At 62.6% G+C, this 14,155-nt stretch carries 11 protein-coding genes; 6 read left to right on the top strand and 5 right to left on the bottom strand.

Going from position 1 to position 14,155, the window contains the following annotated elements; translation table 11 throughout:
• Window positions 1-79: 79 nt before the first annotated feature.
• Together P0D96_RS17595 and glgX are read right to left on the bottom strand one after the other, a co-directional pair.
• Window positions 80-259, bottom strand: a complete 180-nt coding sequence (locus P0D96_RS17595; protein WP_132377259.1) for a DUF2934 domain-containing protein — start codon at window positions 257-259, stop codon at window positions 80-82.
• 155 nt (window positions 260-414) lie between these two features.
• Window positions 415-2,625, bottom strand: coding sequence for a glycogen debranching protein GlgX (gene glgX, locus P0D96_RS17590; RefSeq protein ID WP_408314534.1), 2,211 nt, complete (start codon window positions 2,623-2,625; stop codon window positions 415-417).
• A gap of 269 nt (window positions 2,626-2,894) precedes the next feature.
• Between glgX and P0D96_RS17585 the strand changes: the two genes are divergently transcribed.
• Window positions 2,895-3,299 carry a PRC-barrel domain-containing protein gene (locus P0D96_RS17585; protein WP_408180171.1) on the top strand — a complete coding sequence of 135 codons (405 nt, stop codon included), beginning with the start codon at window positions 2,895-2,897 and terminating at the stop codon, window positions 3,297-3,299.
• 215 nt (window positions 3,300-3,514) lie between these two features.
• On the opposite strand, the gene P0D96_RS17580 is transcribed toward P0D96_RS17585, so the two are convergent.
• The 3 genes from P0D96_RS17580 to P0D96_RS17570 form a co-directional block, all read right to left on the bottom strand.
• Window positions 3,515-3,973 (bottom strand): response regulator, encoded by a 459-nt coding sequence (locus tag P0D96_RS17580; RefSeq protein WP_408226228.1) that lies wholly within the window; start codon window positions 3,971-3,973, stop codon window positions 3,515-3,517.
• Window positions 3,974-4,342: 369 nt separating this feature from the next.
• Complete coding sequence (locus P0D96_RS17575) at window positions 4,343-6,019, bottom strand: ATP-dependent DNA ligase (protein WP_408180172.1); 1,677 nt, start codon at window positions 6,017-6,019, stop codon at window positions 4,343-4,345.
• Entirely contained in the window at window positions 6,016-7,167 is a 1,152-nt protein-coding gene (locus P0D96_RS17570; RefSeq protein ID WP_408180173.1) for a ligase-associated DNA damage response exonuclease, read from the bottom strand. Before P0D96_RS17570 ends, P0D96_RS17575 begins: the two co-directional genes overlap by 4 nt.
• Before the next feature lie 277 nt (window positions 7,168-7,444).
• Between P0D96_RS17570 and P0D96_RS17565 the strand changes: the two genes are divergently transcribed.
• The 5 genes from P0D96_RS17565 to P0D96_RS17545 all read left to right on the top strand — a co-directional run bounded on the left by P0D96_RS17565 (window position 7,445) and on the right by P0D96_RS17545 (window position 14,145).
• Window positions 7,445-8,347: a YihY/virulence factor BrkB family protein gene (locus tag P0D96_RS17565; protein WP_132377264.1), complete on the top strand. Its 903-nt coding sequence runs from the start codon at window positions 7,445-7,447 to the stop codon at window positions 8,345-8,347.
• A gap of 132 nt (window positions 8,348-8,479) precedes the next feature.
• The gene (locus P0D96_RS17560) at window positions 8,480-9,283 is read left to right on the top strand and encodes an alpha/beta fold hydrolase (protein ID WP_132377265.1); all 804 of its coding nucleotides are present in this window, start codon (window positions 8,480-8,482) and stop codon (window positions 9,281-9,283) included.
• Between the two features lie 4 nt (window positions 9,284-9,287).
• Entirely contained in the window at window positions 9,288-11,618 is a 2,331-nt protein-coding gene (locus P0D96_RS17555; RefSeq protein ID WP_408314532.1) for a hybrid sensor histidine kinase/response regulator, read from the top strand.
• 120 nt (window positions 11,619-11,738) lie between these two features.
• Window positions 11,739-12,842 carry a cell division protein ZapE gene (gene zapE / locus P0D96_RS17550; RefSeq protein ID WP_408314530.1) on the top strand — a complete coding sequence of 368 codons (1,104 nt, stop codon included), beginning with the start codon at window positions 11,739-11,741 and terminating at the stop codon, window positions 12,840-12,842.
• Between the two features lie 217 nt (window positions 12,843-13,059).
• On the top strand, window positions 13,060-14,145 hold the full coding sequence (locus P0D96_RS17545) for a hypothetical protein (protein ID WP_408314528.1): 1,086 nt from the start codon (window positions 13,060-13,062) through the stop codon (window positions 14,143-14,145).
• The last annotated feature ends 10 nt before the right edge of the window (window positions 14,146-14,155 follow it).

Here is a 14,155-nt window from a genome sequence, read left to right as displayed (position 1 = left end):
GGCGTGACAATCTTGTTGGCCAATATGCCGGTCAATAGGACTATCGGACCATCGTCGAAGTCCCATTGCGATAGCGCACTTACTTCAAAGGCTCGTCAGCGATCGGGCCACTTTCTACCGGCGGTGCTTCCTTTTCTATCTCGGCGCGTGCCTGGTCCCAGTACTCGTCAGGCGTGCCTTTCGGATCGTCTGCCTGCTCCCACAGGTAATAAGCGCGCATGCGGATCTGTTCCTCTACAGAGGTTTGTTCCTGTTCCATTTGATCACCTCGGTTAAACCTGGCGTGGGCCGATGTCGGCTGCGCTGCGCGTCCGCCGCAAAAAGAGCGGCATGGCGCGCAGTCCCTTGCAATCGAGCAAGCGCTATACCCGGCAGCGCAAGCTCGACGGCGTTTTACGCCTTGGTGTGTCAGGCTTAGGCGGAGGGTTCGCTTTCGTCGGTAGTGAGCTGCTCTTCGAGGCGGTCGAAAACACGCTGCGTCGCGCGGTTCGGTGCGTCGAGCGCGAACAGCAACAACGAGCGTGCCGTCACCTGATACGCGTCGCCGGCACTGAAGAGCGGCAACTCGGAGCGCACCGGCATGTTGGTATCGAGCAGGCAGGTCCACTGATCGCCGTCGGGAATATCGGGCAACGTGAAGTTGACGACATCGTGATGCGCATTCAGCACCAGCAGCAGGGTCGCATCCGAGGCCGGACGGCGAATGCCGCTCGCCTGCGCGCGGCCGTCGATCACGAGGCCGAAGCAGCGCATCGACGGATCGTCCCACTGCTCCTGCGAGAGATCCGTGCCGTCCGGCGAGAGCCAGCGTGCGTCAGTCACGTCCAGCGCCTCGTTGTATTCACCGATGATAAAGCGGCCACGCCGCAATACCGGCAGACGGTGGCGCAACGTGGTCAGATTCTTGACGAATTCGATGAGCGCGCGGCCGTCGTCATCGATGGCCTCCCAATCGACCCAACTGATCTCGTTGTCCTGGCAATAGGCGTTGTTATTGCCCTTCTGCGTGCGGCCGAATTCGTCGCCCGCGAGAATCATCGGCGTGCCTTGCGAGAGCAGCAGCGTGGCGAGCAGATTCCGTTTCTGGCGCTCGCGCTGCTGACGAATCTCCGCGTCGTCGGTCGGACCTTCCACGCCCATGTTCCAGGACTTGTTGTCCGAATGGCCGTCGTTGTTGTCCTCGCCGTTGGCGTCGTTGTGCTTGTCGTTGTACGAGACCAGATCGTTGAGCGTGAAGCCGTCGTGCGCGGCGATGAAGTTCACGCTCGCCCACGGGCGGCGGCCGCGATGATTGAACTTGTCGCCCGAACCGGTGAGACGCGTGGCGAGATCGGCGACCTTGCCTTCGTCGCCCTTCCAGTATTCGCGCACCGTGTCGCGAAAGCGGTCGTTCCACTCGGCCCAGCCGGGCGGAAAGCCGCCGACCTGATAGCCACCGGGGCCGCAGTCCCACGGCTCGGCCACCAGCCGCACGCTCGAGAGCACCGGGTCCTGCCGGCAACTGTCGAGGAAACCGCCGCCTTCGTCGAAACCATGCAATTCGCGCCCGAGAATCGTGGCGAGGTCGAAACGGAAACCGTCCACCTTCATTTCCGTCACCCAGTAACGCAGGCTGTCGGTCACCATTTGCAGCACGCGGGGATGCGACAGGTTCAGCGTGTTGCCGGTGCCGGTATCGTTGATGTAATAGCGCGGCTCGTCGGGCATCAGCCGATAGTACGACGCGTTGTCGATGCCTTTGAACGAGATCGTCGGGCCACGTTCGTTGCCTTCGGCAGTGTGGTTGTAGACCACGTCGAGAATGACTTCGAGATTGTTGTTGTGAAAACGGTCCACCATCTCCTTGAACTCGCCCACTGAATCAATCGACGACGCGAAGAAGCGCGGATCGGCGGCGAAGAAGCCGATCGTGTTGTAGCCCCAGTAGTTGGTGAGGCCTTTGTCGAGCAGATAGCTGTCGTTGACGAAGGTCTGGATCGGCATCAGTTCAACCGACGTCACGCCCAGGTTTCTGATGTAGTCGAGCACGACCTGCTGCCCGAGCCCGGCAAAAGTACCGCGCAGATTTTCCGGTACTTCCGGATGTTGTTTGGTAAATCCGCGCACATGGGTTTCATAAAAAATCACGCGCTCCCACGGCAGCGCGTTGCGTTCGGGATGACTCCACGAAAAATTGGCGTCGACCACCTTGCACTTGGGCACGAAGGGCGCGCTGTCGCGCTCGTCGAACGACAAGTCGCCCTCTTCAGAATCCAGCGTATAGCCGAAGATTTCCGGCGCCCATTTGAGTTCGCCGATATGCGCCTTCGCATACGGATCGAGCAGCAGCTTGTTCGGATTGAAACGATGGCCCTTCTCCGGTTCATAGGGGCCGTGCACGCGATAGCCGTAAACCGCGCCCGGCTTGAGGTTCGGCACGTACACGTGCCACACCTCATCGGTGTATTCCGGCAGTTCGATGCGTTCGATTTCGTTTGCGCCGGTTTCATCGAACAGACACAGTTCGACCTTGGTGGCGTGCGCCGAGAACAGCGCGAAGTTGACACCGCTTCCGTTCCATGTCGCGCCAAGCGGAAAAGGCGTGCCTTCCGAGATGCGCGTCGAGTAGTTGGCCTGGGATGACATAGTGGGTCCTGTGGAAGCAAGAGGCGCTGACGCGCGTGTCTTAGTGTAGGCAGAGGATCCGTCGATGCAGGGATTTCCGTCCGCATGGAATGCATCATCGGAACATCAAACAGCAAGCCCGCTGATTTAGCAAGTTCCGGACCTGAGAGGATTGACGTAGGTATTGGCGCTGCGCGGCACAACTTTTGCAGCAAGCAAGGAGAAAGCTGACTCAATGAAGCGGCGCGGCACAAGAAGCGCCGGACATGTCATCAGGGAGAACAATCATCATGCAACGAATACAGATCAATTCACTGGCCGCCACCGCCCTGCTCCTCGCCACGCTCGCGTCGTACGGCAATGCGTACGCTCAGGGCGCGCCTCAGGCAATTACGGAAAAACGGACGGACGTGGTGCAACTCGCAAGCGGCTACCGCGCGTCGAAGTTGAGTGGCGCCGATGTCTATAACAAGAACAAGGACACTATCGGCACGCTGGACGATCTGATCGTCTCGCCAAGCGGAGACCGCAGCACGTACGCGATCCTGTCGGTAGGCGGATTTCTCGGCATGGGCAAACATCTGGTCGCCGTGCCCTTCAACGACTTACAGATCAATAACCGGCGTGTGGTACTGCCTGAAGCCACCAAAAAGTCGCTCGAGGCGCTGCCTGAGTTCAAGTACGCGCCGGACTAAGCGCGGGTCTCTGATCCGGTCGACCGGTTGCAAGGGACTGCCCTTGCAGACCGGTAAGTTGCGCTGTTATCTGTAACAGGTCAACAGCCCGTCACGGCGATATATTCAATTAACCTAAATAATCTGAGTGCCCCTTGACACTCTGCATCTGCTTCAATCTGCCGCGAATTCCATAGTTGCCGCATGGAGAATTTCTTTCAAAGCGCACGCAGCCCTTACGGCGGTCCGGCCGCATGCAGCGCCGCAGCCGATTCGAGCACACGCAACAGACGCTCGGGCGTCAACGGCTTCGCGCAATGCGCATCGAAACCGGCGGCCTTGGCACGTGCCCGGTCGTCGCGCGAGGCGAATGCGGTGCACGCCACCAGCAACATATGCGAAGTCGAAGGATGGGCGCGCAGGCGGCGAGCCAGTTCCAGGCCATCCAGGCCCGGCATCTTGATGTCCAGCACCACCGCAAACGGCTGCCATTCATGGGCCATCGCGCAGACTGCAAAGGGATCCTCAAGCGCGCGGCACTCGAAGCCGTCAGCAGTCAGCAACATCTGCAATGCCTCGGCCGCTTCCCGGTAATCGTCCACCACGAGGACGCGCCGGTGCGACGCCATCGCATACTGGATAGGCCGCCACACTACGACGTCTTCGTTATCGTCCATCCGGTCGTCGAACGTCACCATCTTCTCCTTGGCTTTTTTCCGTGCGCCACTCGCGGGCACTTCGGAACACGCGCGCAAGATTCGCTCCTGACGCGCAGACAAAGCTCATCGTTCTCCAGACGATGGTTTCTGTTCGCGTCGCACCGCGCTTGCAGCGCCGCAGCGTACGCCTTACCTCACCATAGCTCACGCAATAAAACGCCGCTGGTTGATTTAAGTGCGTTGAGGCATTGAGAACGGACGTTCACGCGTCGGCGAGACGCACTCGCGTCGTGCAGGCCGCCCTTGCCGCGTGCGATGGATGGCACGCCTTGAGGCTAACATCGATAACGCAGGAATCCTGTCGAGAAAAACCCGGCACCCTTTTAGGGATTTGTACTCAGCGGGTTATCCCGCACGATCATCGATGAAGCCCTTGAGCATGGCCAGCGTATCGGCGTCGTCGATATGTTTGTCGGTGCGCCAGCGCAGCATGCGCGGAAAGCGCACCGCCACACCGGATTTATGACGCGGACTTGCCTGAATGCCCTCGAAGCCGATTTCGAATACCAGGGTGGGGGTCACACTGCGCACAGGGCCGAACTTTTCGATCGTGGTCTTGCGAACGATGGCATCCACCTGACGCATCTCTTCGTCGGTTAGTCCGGAATAAGCCTTCGCGAACGGCACCAGCGTACGCACGCCGTTCGCTTCGTCCCACACCGCGAAGGTGAAATCGGTGTAGAGGCTGGCACGGCGGCCGTGGCCGCGTTGCGCATAAAGCAGCACGGCATCGACTGCAAACGGATCGATCTTCCATTTCCACCATGTGCCAGATGCCTTGGTGCGGCCCACGCCATACATCGATTCGCGTTGCTTGACCATCAGCCCTTCCACACCGCGTGATCGGCTCTCGTCGCGTAACGCCGCGAGCGCCTGCCAGTCCGCGGCGCGCACTAGCGGCGACACACGCAGCAGATCGCGCGCGAGCGTGCTGTCGATGGAAATGGCCAGCTCATCCAGTTGCGCCCGCCGCTCGGCGAGCGGCGTCATGCGCAAATCCTTGCCGTGAGCTTCGAGCAGATCGTAGGCAAGCAGTGTGGCGGGCGAATCGGCAAGGATTTTTTTAGTCAGCGTTTTACGGGCAATCCGTGGTTGCAGGCGCGCGAACGGCAAGGGGGCCATCGCGCCCGGCTCCCACGCGAGAATCTCTCCGTCGATCACGCAACCGTCCGGTAACGCTTCGCCTAAAGCCGCCACCTCGGGGAATCGATCCGTGATCAGATCCTCACCGCGTGACCACAGCCAGACACGTCCACCACGTTTGACCAGTTGCGCGCGAATGCCGTCCCACTTCCATTCGATCTGCCACTGCGACGGATCGCCGAGCGTCGCCGGATCGGCCTGCAATGGATGCGCGAGAAAGAACGGATACGGCAGGCCGAGATCGCTCTCCTGCGGGTGATCGCCGGACTGCGTCTCGTCACCTGTCGCTTCGGGCGCGATCAAACGCAGATAGCGCGCGGCATCGGGCTTCTGTTGCGAGTCGGTCCAACCGACCATGCGTTGCGCGATCCGTTTATGATCGACGCCCGCTACTTCCGCCAGCGCCCTCACCACCAGTTGCCGCGCGACGCCGACCCGAAACCCGCCGCCGATCAGTTTGGTCAGCAGGAAACGGCCGCCCCAGTCGAGTTCGTCCCAGTAGCCGATCAAACGCGTGCGCAACTCTTCCGGCGCGACGCCACGCAAAGTCAGCACGCGTTGCTCGATCCATTGCGTGAGGCCCAATTCGGAACTGCGTTGCGCGGGCGGCAGGATATGGGCGATGGTTTCGGCGAGGTCACCCACCGCGTGATAGGACTCCTCGAATAACCAGGCGGGCAAACCGGCGCGCTCGCGGGCAATCTCCGTCAGTAGACGCGTCGGTACCGACTGGCGCGGTTTGCCGCCGGCGAGAAAATACGAGGCCCACGCCGCATCTTCCGGCTCGGCCACGGCGAAGTAGCTCGTGAGCGCTTCGAGTTTGTCGTGCGTGGACGTGGTCGCGTCGAGCGCGGTGTAGAGGGCGGCGAAGCGTTTCATGCGCGGCTCGGCGGGTCGGCGGCGTTGGCCGTGTCGTCAGTGGCGGCGTCTTGCTCGGTGGCCTCATGGAACTCGTGTGGCACGCTACCCGTCGTGGCTGTTTCATCCGCGCCCGCGGCGTCGGCCTCGACGGTATCGTCGCCATATTGTGTTTCAAACGCGCCGGCCTCGAGGCCTTGCTCACGCAACCAGCGCACCATCGGCTCGACTGAGCCATGCGTGACGATCACACGTTCAGCGCCCGTCGCCTGAATGGCCGTTTGCAGGCTGGGCCAATCGGCGTGATCCGACAGCACGAAGCCACGGTCGACGCCACGCCTGCGGCGCGCGCCACGCAGACGCATCCAGCCCGACGCGAACGCGTCGCTATAGTCGCCGAAGCGCTTGAGCCATGCGCTGCCCTGCGCGGACGGCGGCGCCACGATCAACGCCTGCCGGAACGCCACCTTGTCCTTGAGCGGGATCTCGCTCACGAGACGCACCGGCGGCAAGCGCACGCCGGCCTCCCGATACGCGCGATTGAGCGGCTCCACGGCGCCGTGACAGAAGATCGGCCCAATGCCGGCATCGACGCTCGCCAGCACGCGCTGCGCCTTGCCGAACGAATAGCAGAACAGCACCGATGCGCGTCCTTCGGCCGCGTTATGCCGCCACCACGAATCGACACCGTCGAACACGGTTTGCGGCGGGTCCCATCGATAGATCGGCAGGCCGAAAGTCGACTCGGTTATGAAGGTATTGCAGCGCACCGGTTCGAAGGCATCGCAGGTCGGGTCGGGGTCGAGCTTGTAGTCGCCCGATGCCACCCATACGCGCCCGCGGTGTTCGATCCGCAGTTGCGCCGAGCCGAGTACATGCCCAGCGGGATGCAGCGACACCGTCGTGCCGTTGAGATCGAGCCGCTCGCCGTACGCCAGGGTTTGCAGTGATACGCCGGGCAAACGAGACAGCAGCACGGTCGCCCCCGCTTGCGACGCGAGATAGTGCCGATGTCCGAAGCGCGCGTGATCGGAATGCGCATGCGTAATCACCGCACGTTCCACGGGGCGCCACGGATCGATATAGAAGTCGCCGGGCGGGCAATACAACCCCTCGGGCCGCGCCACCACCAGGTCCGCGAGATCTGCTTCGTCAGAGGCTATAGTCAATGGTGATTCCGATGGGAAAGATGGCACGTCGCGTCTGCGAGTGGTAGATGTCTATATGACAATCGCCGTTTTCATACGTGTTGAAGCATGTCGACGCAAAGTCGATACAGCCGCCAAGCAAACTGCATTCCTGGCGCGCATTGGCGAACCGGCGTGACAGCAAGAAACGGCAACGCCAGCGTGGCTGCATTCTTGCTTAAGTATGCGTGAGCAACAAGGCAAGCGCGTCGGCAAAACCGGCATTCCGGCAGGCCAGCCACGCGCGCTGTGAGGTCACATGCAATCCATCATCGACGACCACGCGTTATATGTGGCGAAACATCCCGGTACATTCGCGCTGCAAACCTTGAAGGCATTTCGCGCCAACCAGGGCTTGCTGCTCGCGGGCGCGGTCGCGTATTACGCGTTGCTTTCGATCGTGCCGCTCATGATCCTGATCGTGATCGCCCTGTCGCGCTTCGTGCCCCAACATACTTTGCTCGCGGCGCTCGCGCATCTATTGCAATGGCTGGTGCCGGGCCAGTCAAATGCGCTGGTGCGCGAACTGGCCAATTTTCTCGCACATCGCGCGGTGATCGGCTGGGTCTTGTTGCTGACGATGATCTTCTTCAGTTCGCTGGCCTTCACCGTGCTCGAAAACGCCATGTCGCTGATTTTCGTCCACCGCGTGGTGGTAAGGCGACGTCACTTCCTGCTCTCGGCGATGCTGCCGTATTGCTACATTCTGTGTCTCGGCGTCGGCCTGCTGATCGTCACCTTCGTATCGAGCGGCCTCGAGGCGATCGGCGCCGAAGGCATCGAACTATTCGGCCTGCATGTTTCGTTGCAGGGACTCTCGCGCGTCGTGCTGTATCTGCTCGGCCTCGCGGGCGAGGTGTTCGTGCTGACCTCGATCTATATGGTGATGCCGGTCGGGCGCCCTTCGCTCAAACATGCGCTGTTCGGCGGCGTGGTCGCCGCGGTGCTATGGGAGATTACGCGGCACGTGCTGGTCTGGTATTTCGCGACTCTCTCGCAGGTGAGCCTGGTGTACGGATCGCTGACCATGGCCATCGTGATCCTGTTCAGCCTGGAGTGGCTGGCGACCTTGCTGCTGCTGGGAGCCCAGGTGATTTCGCAATACGAACGATTCGGAAGCGAGCCGCTTCAGGCGCCGCAACCGGAAATCAAGACCGATTGAGCCTCGCCGCGATGCGCCCTACTCCTCGGGCAACATGGCGAATGGCAAGACTGGGGTAACATTCTCCTGAATACCGGCCGAGGCGCACGCCTGGCGTAACCGCCTCCACCCGGCAGGCTTCAGGACCCGACAATGAGCATCACCCTGCGCAACAACATACAGATTTCCGGCAACGGCAAGCGGACCATGGTGCTGGCGCACGGCTTCGGTTGCGATCAAACCATGTGGCGCTACCTCGCACCGTCGTTTCATGACGAATACCGGACCGTGCTGTTCGATCACGTCGGCAGCGGCTCGTCGGATCTGAGCGCCTACGACATCGACAAGTACGACTCGCTGTACGGCTACGCCAGCGACCTGATCGAGATCATCCGCGAAGTCGCCGAGGGCCCGGTGGTGTTCGTCGGGCACTCCGTCAGCGCGATGATCGGCCTAATCGCGAGTCTCAAGGCGCCGCAACTCTTCTCCGCGCTCATCATGGTGGGCCCCTCGCCCTGCTATGTGAACGACGGCGACTACGTCGGCGGCTTCTCGCGCGACGATATCGAAGACCTGCTGCGCACCCTCGAAAGCAACTACCTCGGCTGGTCGAGCACGATGGCGCCGGCCATCATGGGCGCGCCGGAGCAGCCGGAGCTCGGCGTCGAACTGACCAACAGTTTCTGCCGCACCGACCCCGAGATCGCGCGGCAATTCGCGCGCGTCACGTTTCTCTCCGACCATCGCGCGATACTGTCGCGCGCCACCACGCCCACGCTGATTCTGCAATGTAGCGACGACATCATCGCGCCGTGCGCGGTCGGCGAATATCTGCACCGCATGATGCCTGGCAGCACGCTGCATCTCATCGAGAACGTCGGCCATTGTCCGCACCTCAGCTCACCGAGCGCAAGCGCGGACGCGATGAACGCCTTTCTCGGGCCGATGAGCCTGTAGCACGATGCAAACCACGGACCGCCCGCTGCCCTCAGCCGACGCACTATTCGAGCACGCCGCCTGCGGCCTGCTCGTCACCGATGCCAACGGACGCATCCTGCGCGTGAACGCGACCTTCTGCGGCTGGCTCGGCTATGAGACCGCGGAGCTTGCCGGGGCGAAGCAAATCCAGGATCTGCTGAGCGCCGGCGGCAAGGTGTTCTATCAGACGCATTGGGCGCCGCTCCTGCAAATGCAGGGTTCGGTGGCCGAGGTCAAGCTGAACATGATGCATCGCGACGGCCACATGGTGCCGATGCTGCTCAACGCGGTGCGCCGCCGGCACGGCGACGTGACGTATCTCGAAGTGGCGGTGCTGATCGTCGCCGACCGTCATAAGTACGAGCAGGAGCTGCTGCTCGCGCGGCGCAATGCCGAGGCGTCCGTGGCCGCGCATCAGCTCGCGCAGCGGGAGTTGCAGGAAAGCCGCGACGTGTTGAGTCTCGCCATGCGCGGCGCGCGCATGGGCGCGTGGTCGCACGAACCGAATTCGGGCAAGTTCTGGTGGAGCCGCGAACTGGAAGCGCTCGCGGGTTATGCCGAAGGCCGCTTCGCCAACACGCCCGGCGGCTTTTTCGAACTGATTCATCCGGGCGATCTGGTTGCGCTGAACGAGGCAGTGGACCATGCGGTGGAAGCCGGTGACGACTACGTCGCCGAATTCCGCTTTCTGCATGCGAGCGGCGACTGGTGCTGGATGGAAGGCCGCGGGCGCGCCACGTATGACCGCCACGGCGAGCCGCTGATGATCTACGGCCTCGGCATCGACATTACCGAACGCAAGGAAGCGCAGACAGTCCTGCTACGCCAGGCCGCGATCTTCGAGCACCTGAGCGATGCGATCGTGATCACCGACCTGCGCGGCAATATCACCGACTTCAATGTGGGCGGCGAGCGCATGCTGGGTTATCGCATGCGCGAGATTCTCGGCAAACCGGTCGCGCTTTTCCTGCCGCCGGAAGAAGCGCTGAGCATCCGCCGGGTAGCGCTCGCGGCGCTGGCCGCCGAAGGCACTTGGCGCGGCGAGTTGCCGTTCGTGCGGCGCGACGGTTCGCGCGGCGTGTGCGAAACCGTGGTCAAGCCGCTCGCGAACGCGCGCGGCGATATTTACGGCGCGGTCAGCATCAACCGCGACATTACCGAGCGACGGCGCGCCGAGCAGCAACTCACGCGGCTGAATCTCGAACTCTCGAAGGCCGATCGCCGCAAGGACGAGTTTCTCGCCACGCTCGCGCACGAACTGCGCAATCCGCTGGCGCCGATGCGCAACGTGCTCGAGATTCTGCGTCTCAAGGAATTCGCCGATCCACAATTGAACTGGTCGCGCGACGTGTTCGACCGGCAACTGCAACATATGACACATCTGGTCGACGATCTGCTGGAGGTCTCGCGCATCACCCAGGGCAAGCTCGAGTTGCGCAAGCAACGTCTCGAACTGGCGCGCGCAATGCAATCGGCCATGGAAGCGGCGCGGCCGACCGTGCAGGCGTCGTCGCATCATCTGAGCGTGACGCTGCCACGCGAGCCGCTTTATCTGGTTGCCGATCCCACGCGCCTGTCGCAGATGATCCTGAATCTGCTGAACAACGCCGCCAAGTACACGCCGCCTGGCGGCAGCATTTCGCTCGCTGCGGAACGCGAGGGCGATGAAGCGGTAATCGTCGTGCGCGATTCCGGCATCGGCATTCCGGGCGAGCATCTGGACAGCGTGTTCGAAATGTTCTCGCAACTCGCGCCCGCGCTGGACCGCTCGCAAGGCGGCCTCGGCATCGGCCTCGCACTGGTGCGCGGCCTCGCGGAACTGCACGGCGGCACGGTCGCGGCCTTCAGCGACGGCCCCGGCAAAGGCAGCGAGTTCGTGATCCGCCTGCCGCTGACCAAATCCGCTTCGTTGCCGTCCGACAGTGCGCCGACCGAGACGCCGCACGCGGCGGGTTTGCGCGTCGTGATCGTCGACGATAATGCGGACGCCGCCGACAGTCTCGCGATGGTGCTCGAACTCGAAGGCCACGAAGTGCGCACGGCCGGCGACGGCATCGCCGGTCTTGAACTGATCGGCGCGTTCGCGCCGCAGGCGGTGATTCTCGACATCGGCTTGCCGCTTCTGAACGGCTATGAAGTGGCGCGGCGCATTCGCCACGATTACCAGGACGCCGGCATTGTGCTGATCGCCGTGACCGGCTGGGGCCAGCAGCAGGACAAGCAGACGGCCGTGGCCGCCGGCTTCGACCATCACTTCACGAAGCCGGTCGATCCGGGCGAGTTGCAACGGGTGTTGAGCCGGCAGCGGGTATGAGCGCGCCTTGTTAAACTGACGCGATTTCCGCCCGCCGCCCCTTTATGCCCATCGACACCGCTGCCGCATTCGCCGCCATCTCTTGCGAAACCGTTTCGCCACGCACCGGCACCCTTGCTCATGCTTGACGGCGCTCAAGTCACACGCACCTTGGCCGCGCGTGGCATCGCGCCCGATGCGAGCCAGCGCGAAGCGATCGCCGCGCTCGTTGCACTGCTCGGCGCGAATGGCCGGCGCGCGCGGTCCAACTCGCCAGCGGCGCATCGAGGCGTGTATTGCCACGGACTGCCTGGGCGCGGCAAGAGCCTGGTGGTCGACACGGTGTTCGAGTTGGCGACCTGCCGCAAGCGGCGTCTGCACTTTCACGAATTTCTGCGTGAGATGAACCGGCGGCTCGTGAGCGAGCCGCGCGGCGACGACCGGCTTGGCTCGGTCTCGCGGCAATGGCTCGATGGAGTCGAGCTGCTGTGCTTCGACGAATTCCACGTACACGACATCGCCGACGCGTTCCTGATGGGCCGCTTTCTCGATACCGCAATCGGTCTCGGCACACACATCGTGCTCACCTCGAACTACGCGCCGGATGGCCTGCTATCCGACCCGGAGTTTCACGAGCGCTTTCTGCCGACCATCGACCAGATCAAACGCTGCTTCACCGTGATTCATTTCGACGGCGCGCGCGACTACCGTTTCGGCGGTGAAGAAGCACAAGTGCCGCATTTCTTCGCGCCGCTCGATGCCGCCAATCGTGAAACCATGCGCCAGATTTTCGTGCGTTATGAAGGCAGCGAAACGCTGGATCCGGTTACGGTGAGCGCGGCCGGCCGCCCGCTTGCCGCACGCGCGGCGGGCGCGGCATTACTGTGGGCGGACTTCGAGAATCTGTGCGTGGCGAGCCGCTCGCATCTCGACTATCTGGATCTCGCCGAGCAATGGCACGGTCTGATTCTCGACAATCTGCGCACCGAATGGCTGAGCCAATCCCACACGCTACAACGGCTGATCTGGCTGGTCGATATTCTCTACGACCGCAAGCGTGCGCTGTTCATCGCCTCGGACGAACCGATCGAAGCGGCGCTCAGCGGCCTGGTAGGCGCGCACGATCTGTCGCGCACGCTGAGCCGGCTCGCCGAAATGCAATCGCGCGCTTATCGCAACACGCTCGACGGGATGGACGAGGACTCGGCGGACACGCCGGCAGATGCAATGGACGGTTCCTCTTAAGCTGCCGGGCAGCTACTTACGTGCGTATTCTGCAAATCTTGCAAAACGATCGCAAATCCTGCGCACCCTCTTTGCATCGCCATGGTCGGGAGAAAAGCCCGCTATTCATAGGATGAAACGGCGGATGGCGCCTGCGTGCCGCCATTCGGGAATAGGACCTGCTACCGCCGTTGCGGGCCCATTCTTCAGCGGATAGCGTTCCGCTCTTCCCGTCCTCATGATCAGAACCGCTTCTGTCGCCGCGGCATTGTGCGCGGCCTGCGTCACTTCCGCCTGCGTCCACATCGGACCATCCCGCCTCAAAGCCGATCAGGTCGACTATGCGCGTGCCCTCGGCGATGCGAAGAAACGCGAGATTCTCGCCGCCGTGGTCGGGTTGCGTTACGGCGACGCGCCCGCGTTCCTGACGGTCAGCAGCATCATCGCCGCCTATACGTTCGATGCCACCGCGGGCGCCACGGCCAACGTCGGCTCGGGCAGCCAGCCGAATTACGCGCTCGCAACGGGCAGCGCTTCGTATTCGAATCACCCGACCTTCACCTTCACGCCGACCACGGGCGAAGCCTTCGCGTCAGCGTACATCCGCCCGCTTGCGCCGTCGCTGGTGTTGCCGCTTGCCGAAGGCGGCATTCCGATCGATCTGCTGTTGCGCATCACCGCGCAATCGGTGGGCGGCTTGCAGAACGGCAATGCGCTCGGCGGCGAAAACAGCGCGGGTGCGCCGGGTTTCTTCGAGTTGCTGCAAGCGCTGCGACGTCTGCAACTGGCCGGCGAACTAAACGTCGAGTCGCGCCAGGCGGACGGCAAAAGCGGAGCCATGGGCGTGTATCTGGTGATGGGCGCGACCACCAGCGGCGAGTCGCCGGCCACGGCGGCCGATCTTGCCCGCGTGCGCAAACTGCTGCATCTGTCGTCGAATACGCGGACCTATGAGATAGTCTACGGGCCGTCGTCGGCATCGCAAAAGGGCGACAAGATACCGATGGTGACGCGCTCGGTGCTCGGCATCCTTTCCGACCTCGGCGCCCAAGTGCAGGTGCCGGTCGAGCGTATCAGCGATGGCTCGACCAAGCCGACCGTCGGCCTGATCGGCGGCGAGACGCGGCCGACCATCATCGTGCACTCCGGCAAGACACCGCCTGAGAATGCCTACGTGATGATTGCGCACGGACCGTCGACGTATTGGGTCGATCGCAACGACTTCGATTCGAAATATGCCTTTACAGTCGTTCAGAATCTGATGGCGCTAGCGGAAGCCGATACGAGCAGCAAGGCGCCGGTGGTGACGATTCCGGCGAATTGATCGCGCGATA

The sequence above is a fragment of the Paraburkholderia sp. RL17-347-BIC-D genome (genome assembly GCF_046027915.1).
In the GTDB taxonomy this organism is placed as follows: domain Bacteria; phylum Pseudomonadota; class Gammaproteobacteria; order Burkholderiales; family Burkholderiaceae; genus Paraburkholderia.
The sequence above is the reverse complement of the archived record's forward strand: the minus strand, read 5'-3'. Positions and strand labels throughout refer to the sequence as shown.

What these genes read in the sequence shown, in the direction of transcription:
- P0D96_RS17595 (WP_132377259.1), bottom strand. Translation starts at nt 259, where the DNA reads ATGGAACAGGAACAAACCTCTGTAGAGGAACAGATCCGCATGCGCGCT.
- glgX (WP_408314534.1), bottom strand. Translation starts at nt 2,625, where the DNA reads ATGTCATCCCAGGCCAACTACTCGACGCGCATCTCGGAAGGCACGCCT.
- P0D96_RS17585 (WP_408180171.1), top strand. Translation starts at nt 2,895, where the DNA reads ATGCAACGAATACAGATCAATTCACTGGCCGCCACCGCCCTGCTCCTC.
- P0D96_RS17575 (WP_408180172.1), bottom strand. Translation starts at nt 6,019, where the DNA reads ATGAAACGCTTCGCCGCCCTCTACACCGCGCTCGACGCGACCACGTCC.
- P0D96_RS17565 (WP_132377264.1), top strand. Translation starts at nt 7,445, where the DNA reads ATGCAATCCATCATCGACGACCACGCGTTATATGTGGCGAAACATCCC.
- P0D96_RS17560 (WP_132377265.1), top strand. Translation starts at nt 8,480, where the DNA reads ATGAGCATCACCCTGCGCAACAACATACAGATTTCCGGCAACGGCAAG.
- P0D96_RS17555 (WP_408314532.1), top strand. Translation starts at nt 9,288, where the DNA reads ATGCAAACCACGGACCGCCCGCTGCCCTCAGCCGACGCACTATTCGAG.
- zapE (WP_408314530.1), top strand. Translation starts at nt 11,739, where the DNA reads ATGCTTGACGGCGCTCAAGTCACACGCACCTTGGCCGCGCGTGGCATC.
- P0D96_RS17545 (WP_408314528.1), top strand. Translation starts at nt 13,060, where the DNA reads ATGATCAGAACCGCTTCTGTCGCCGCGGCATTGTGCGCGGCCTGCGTC.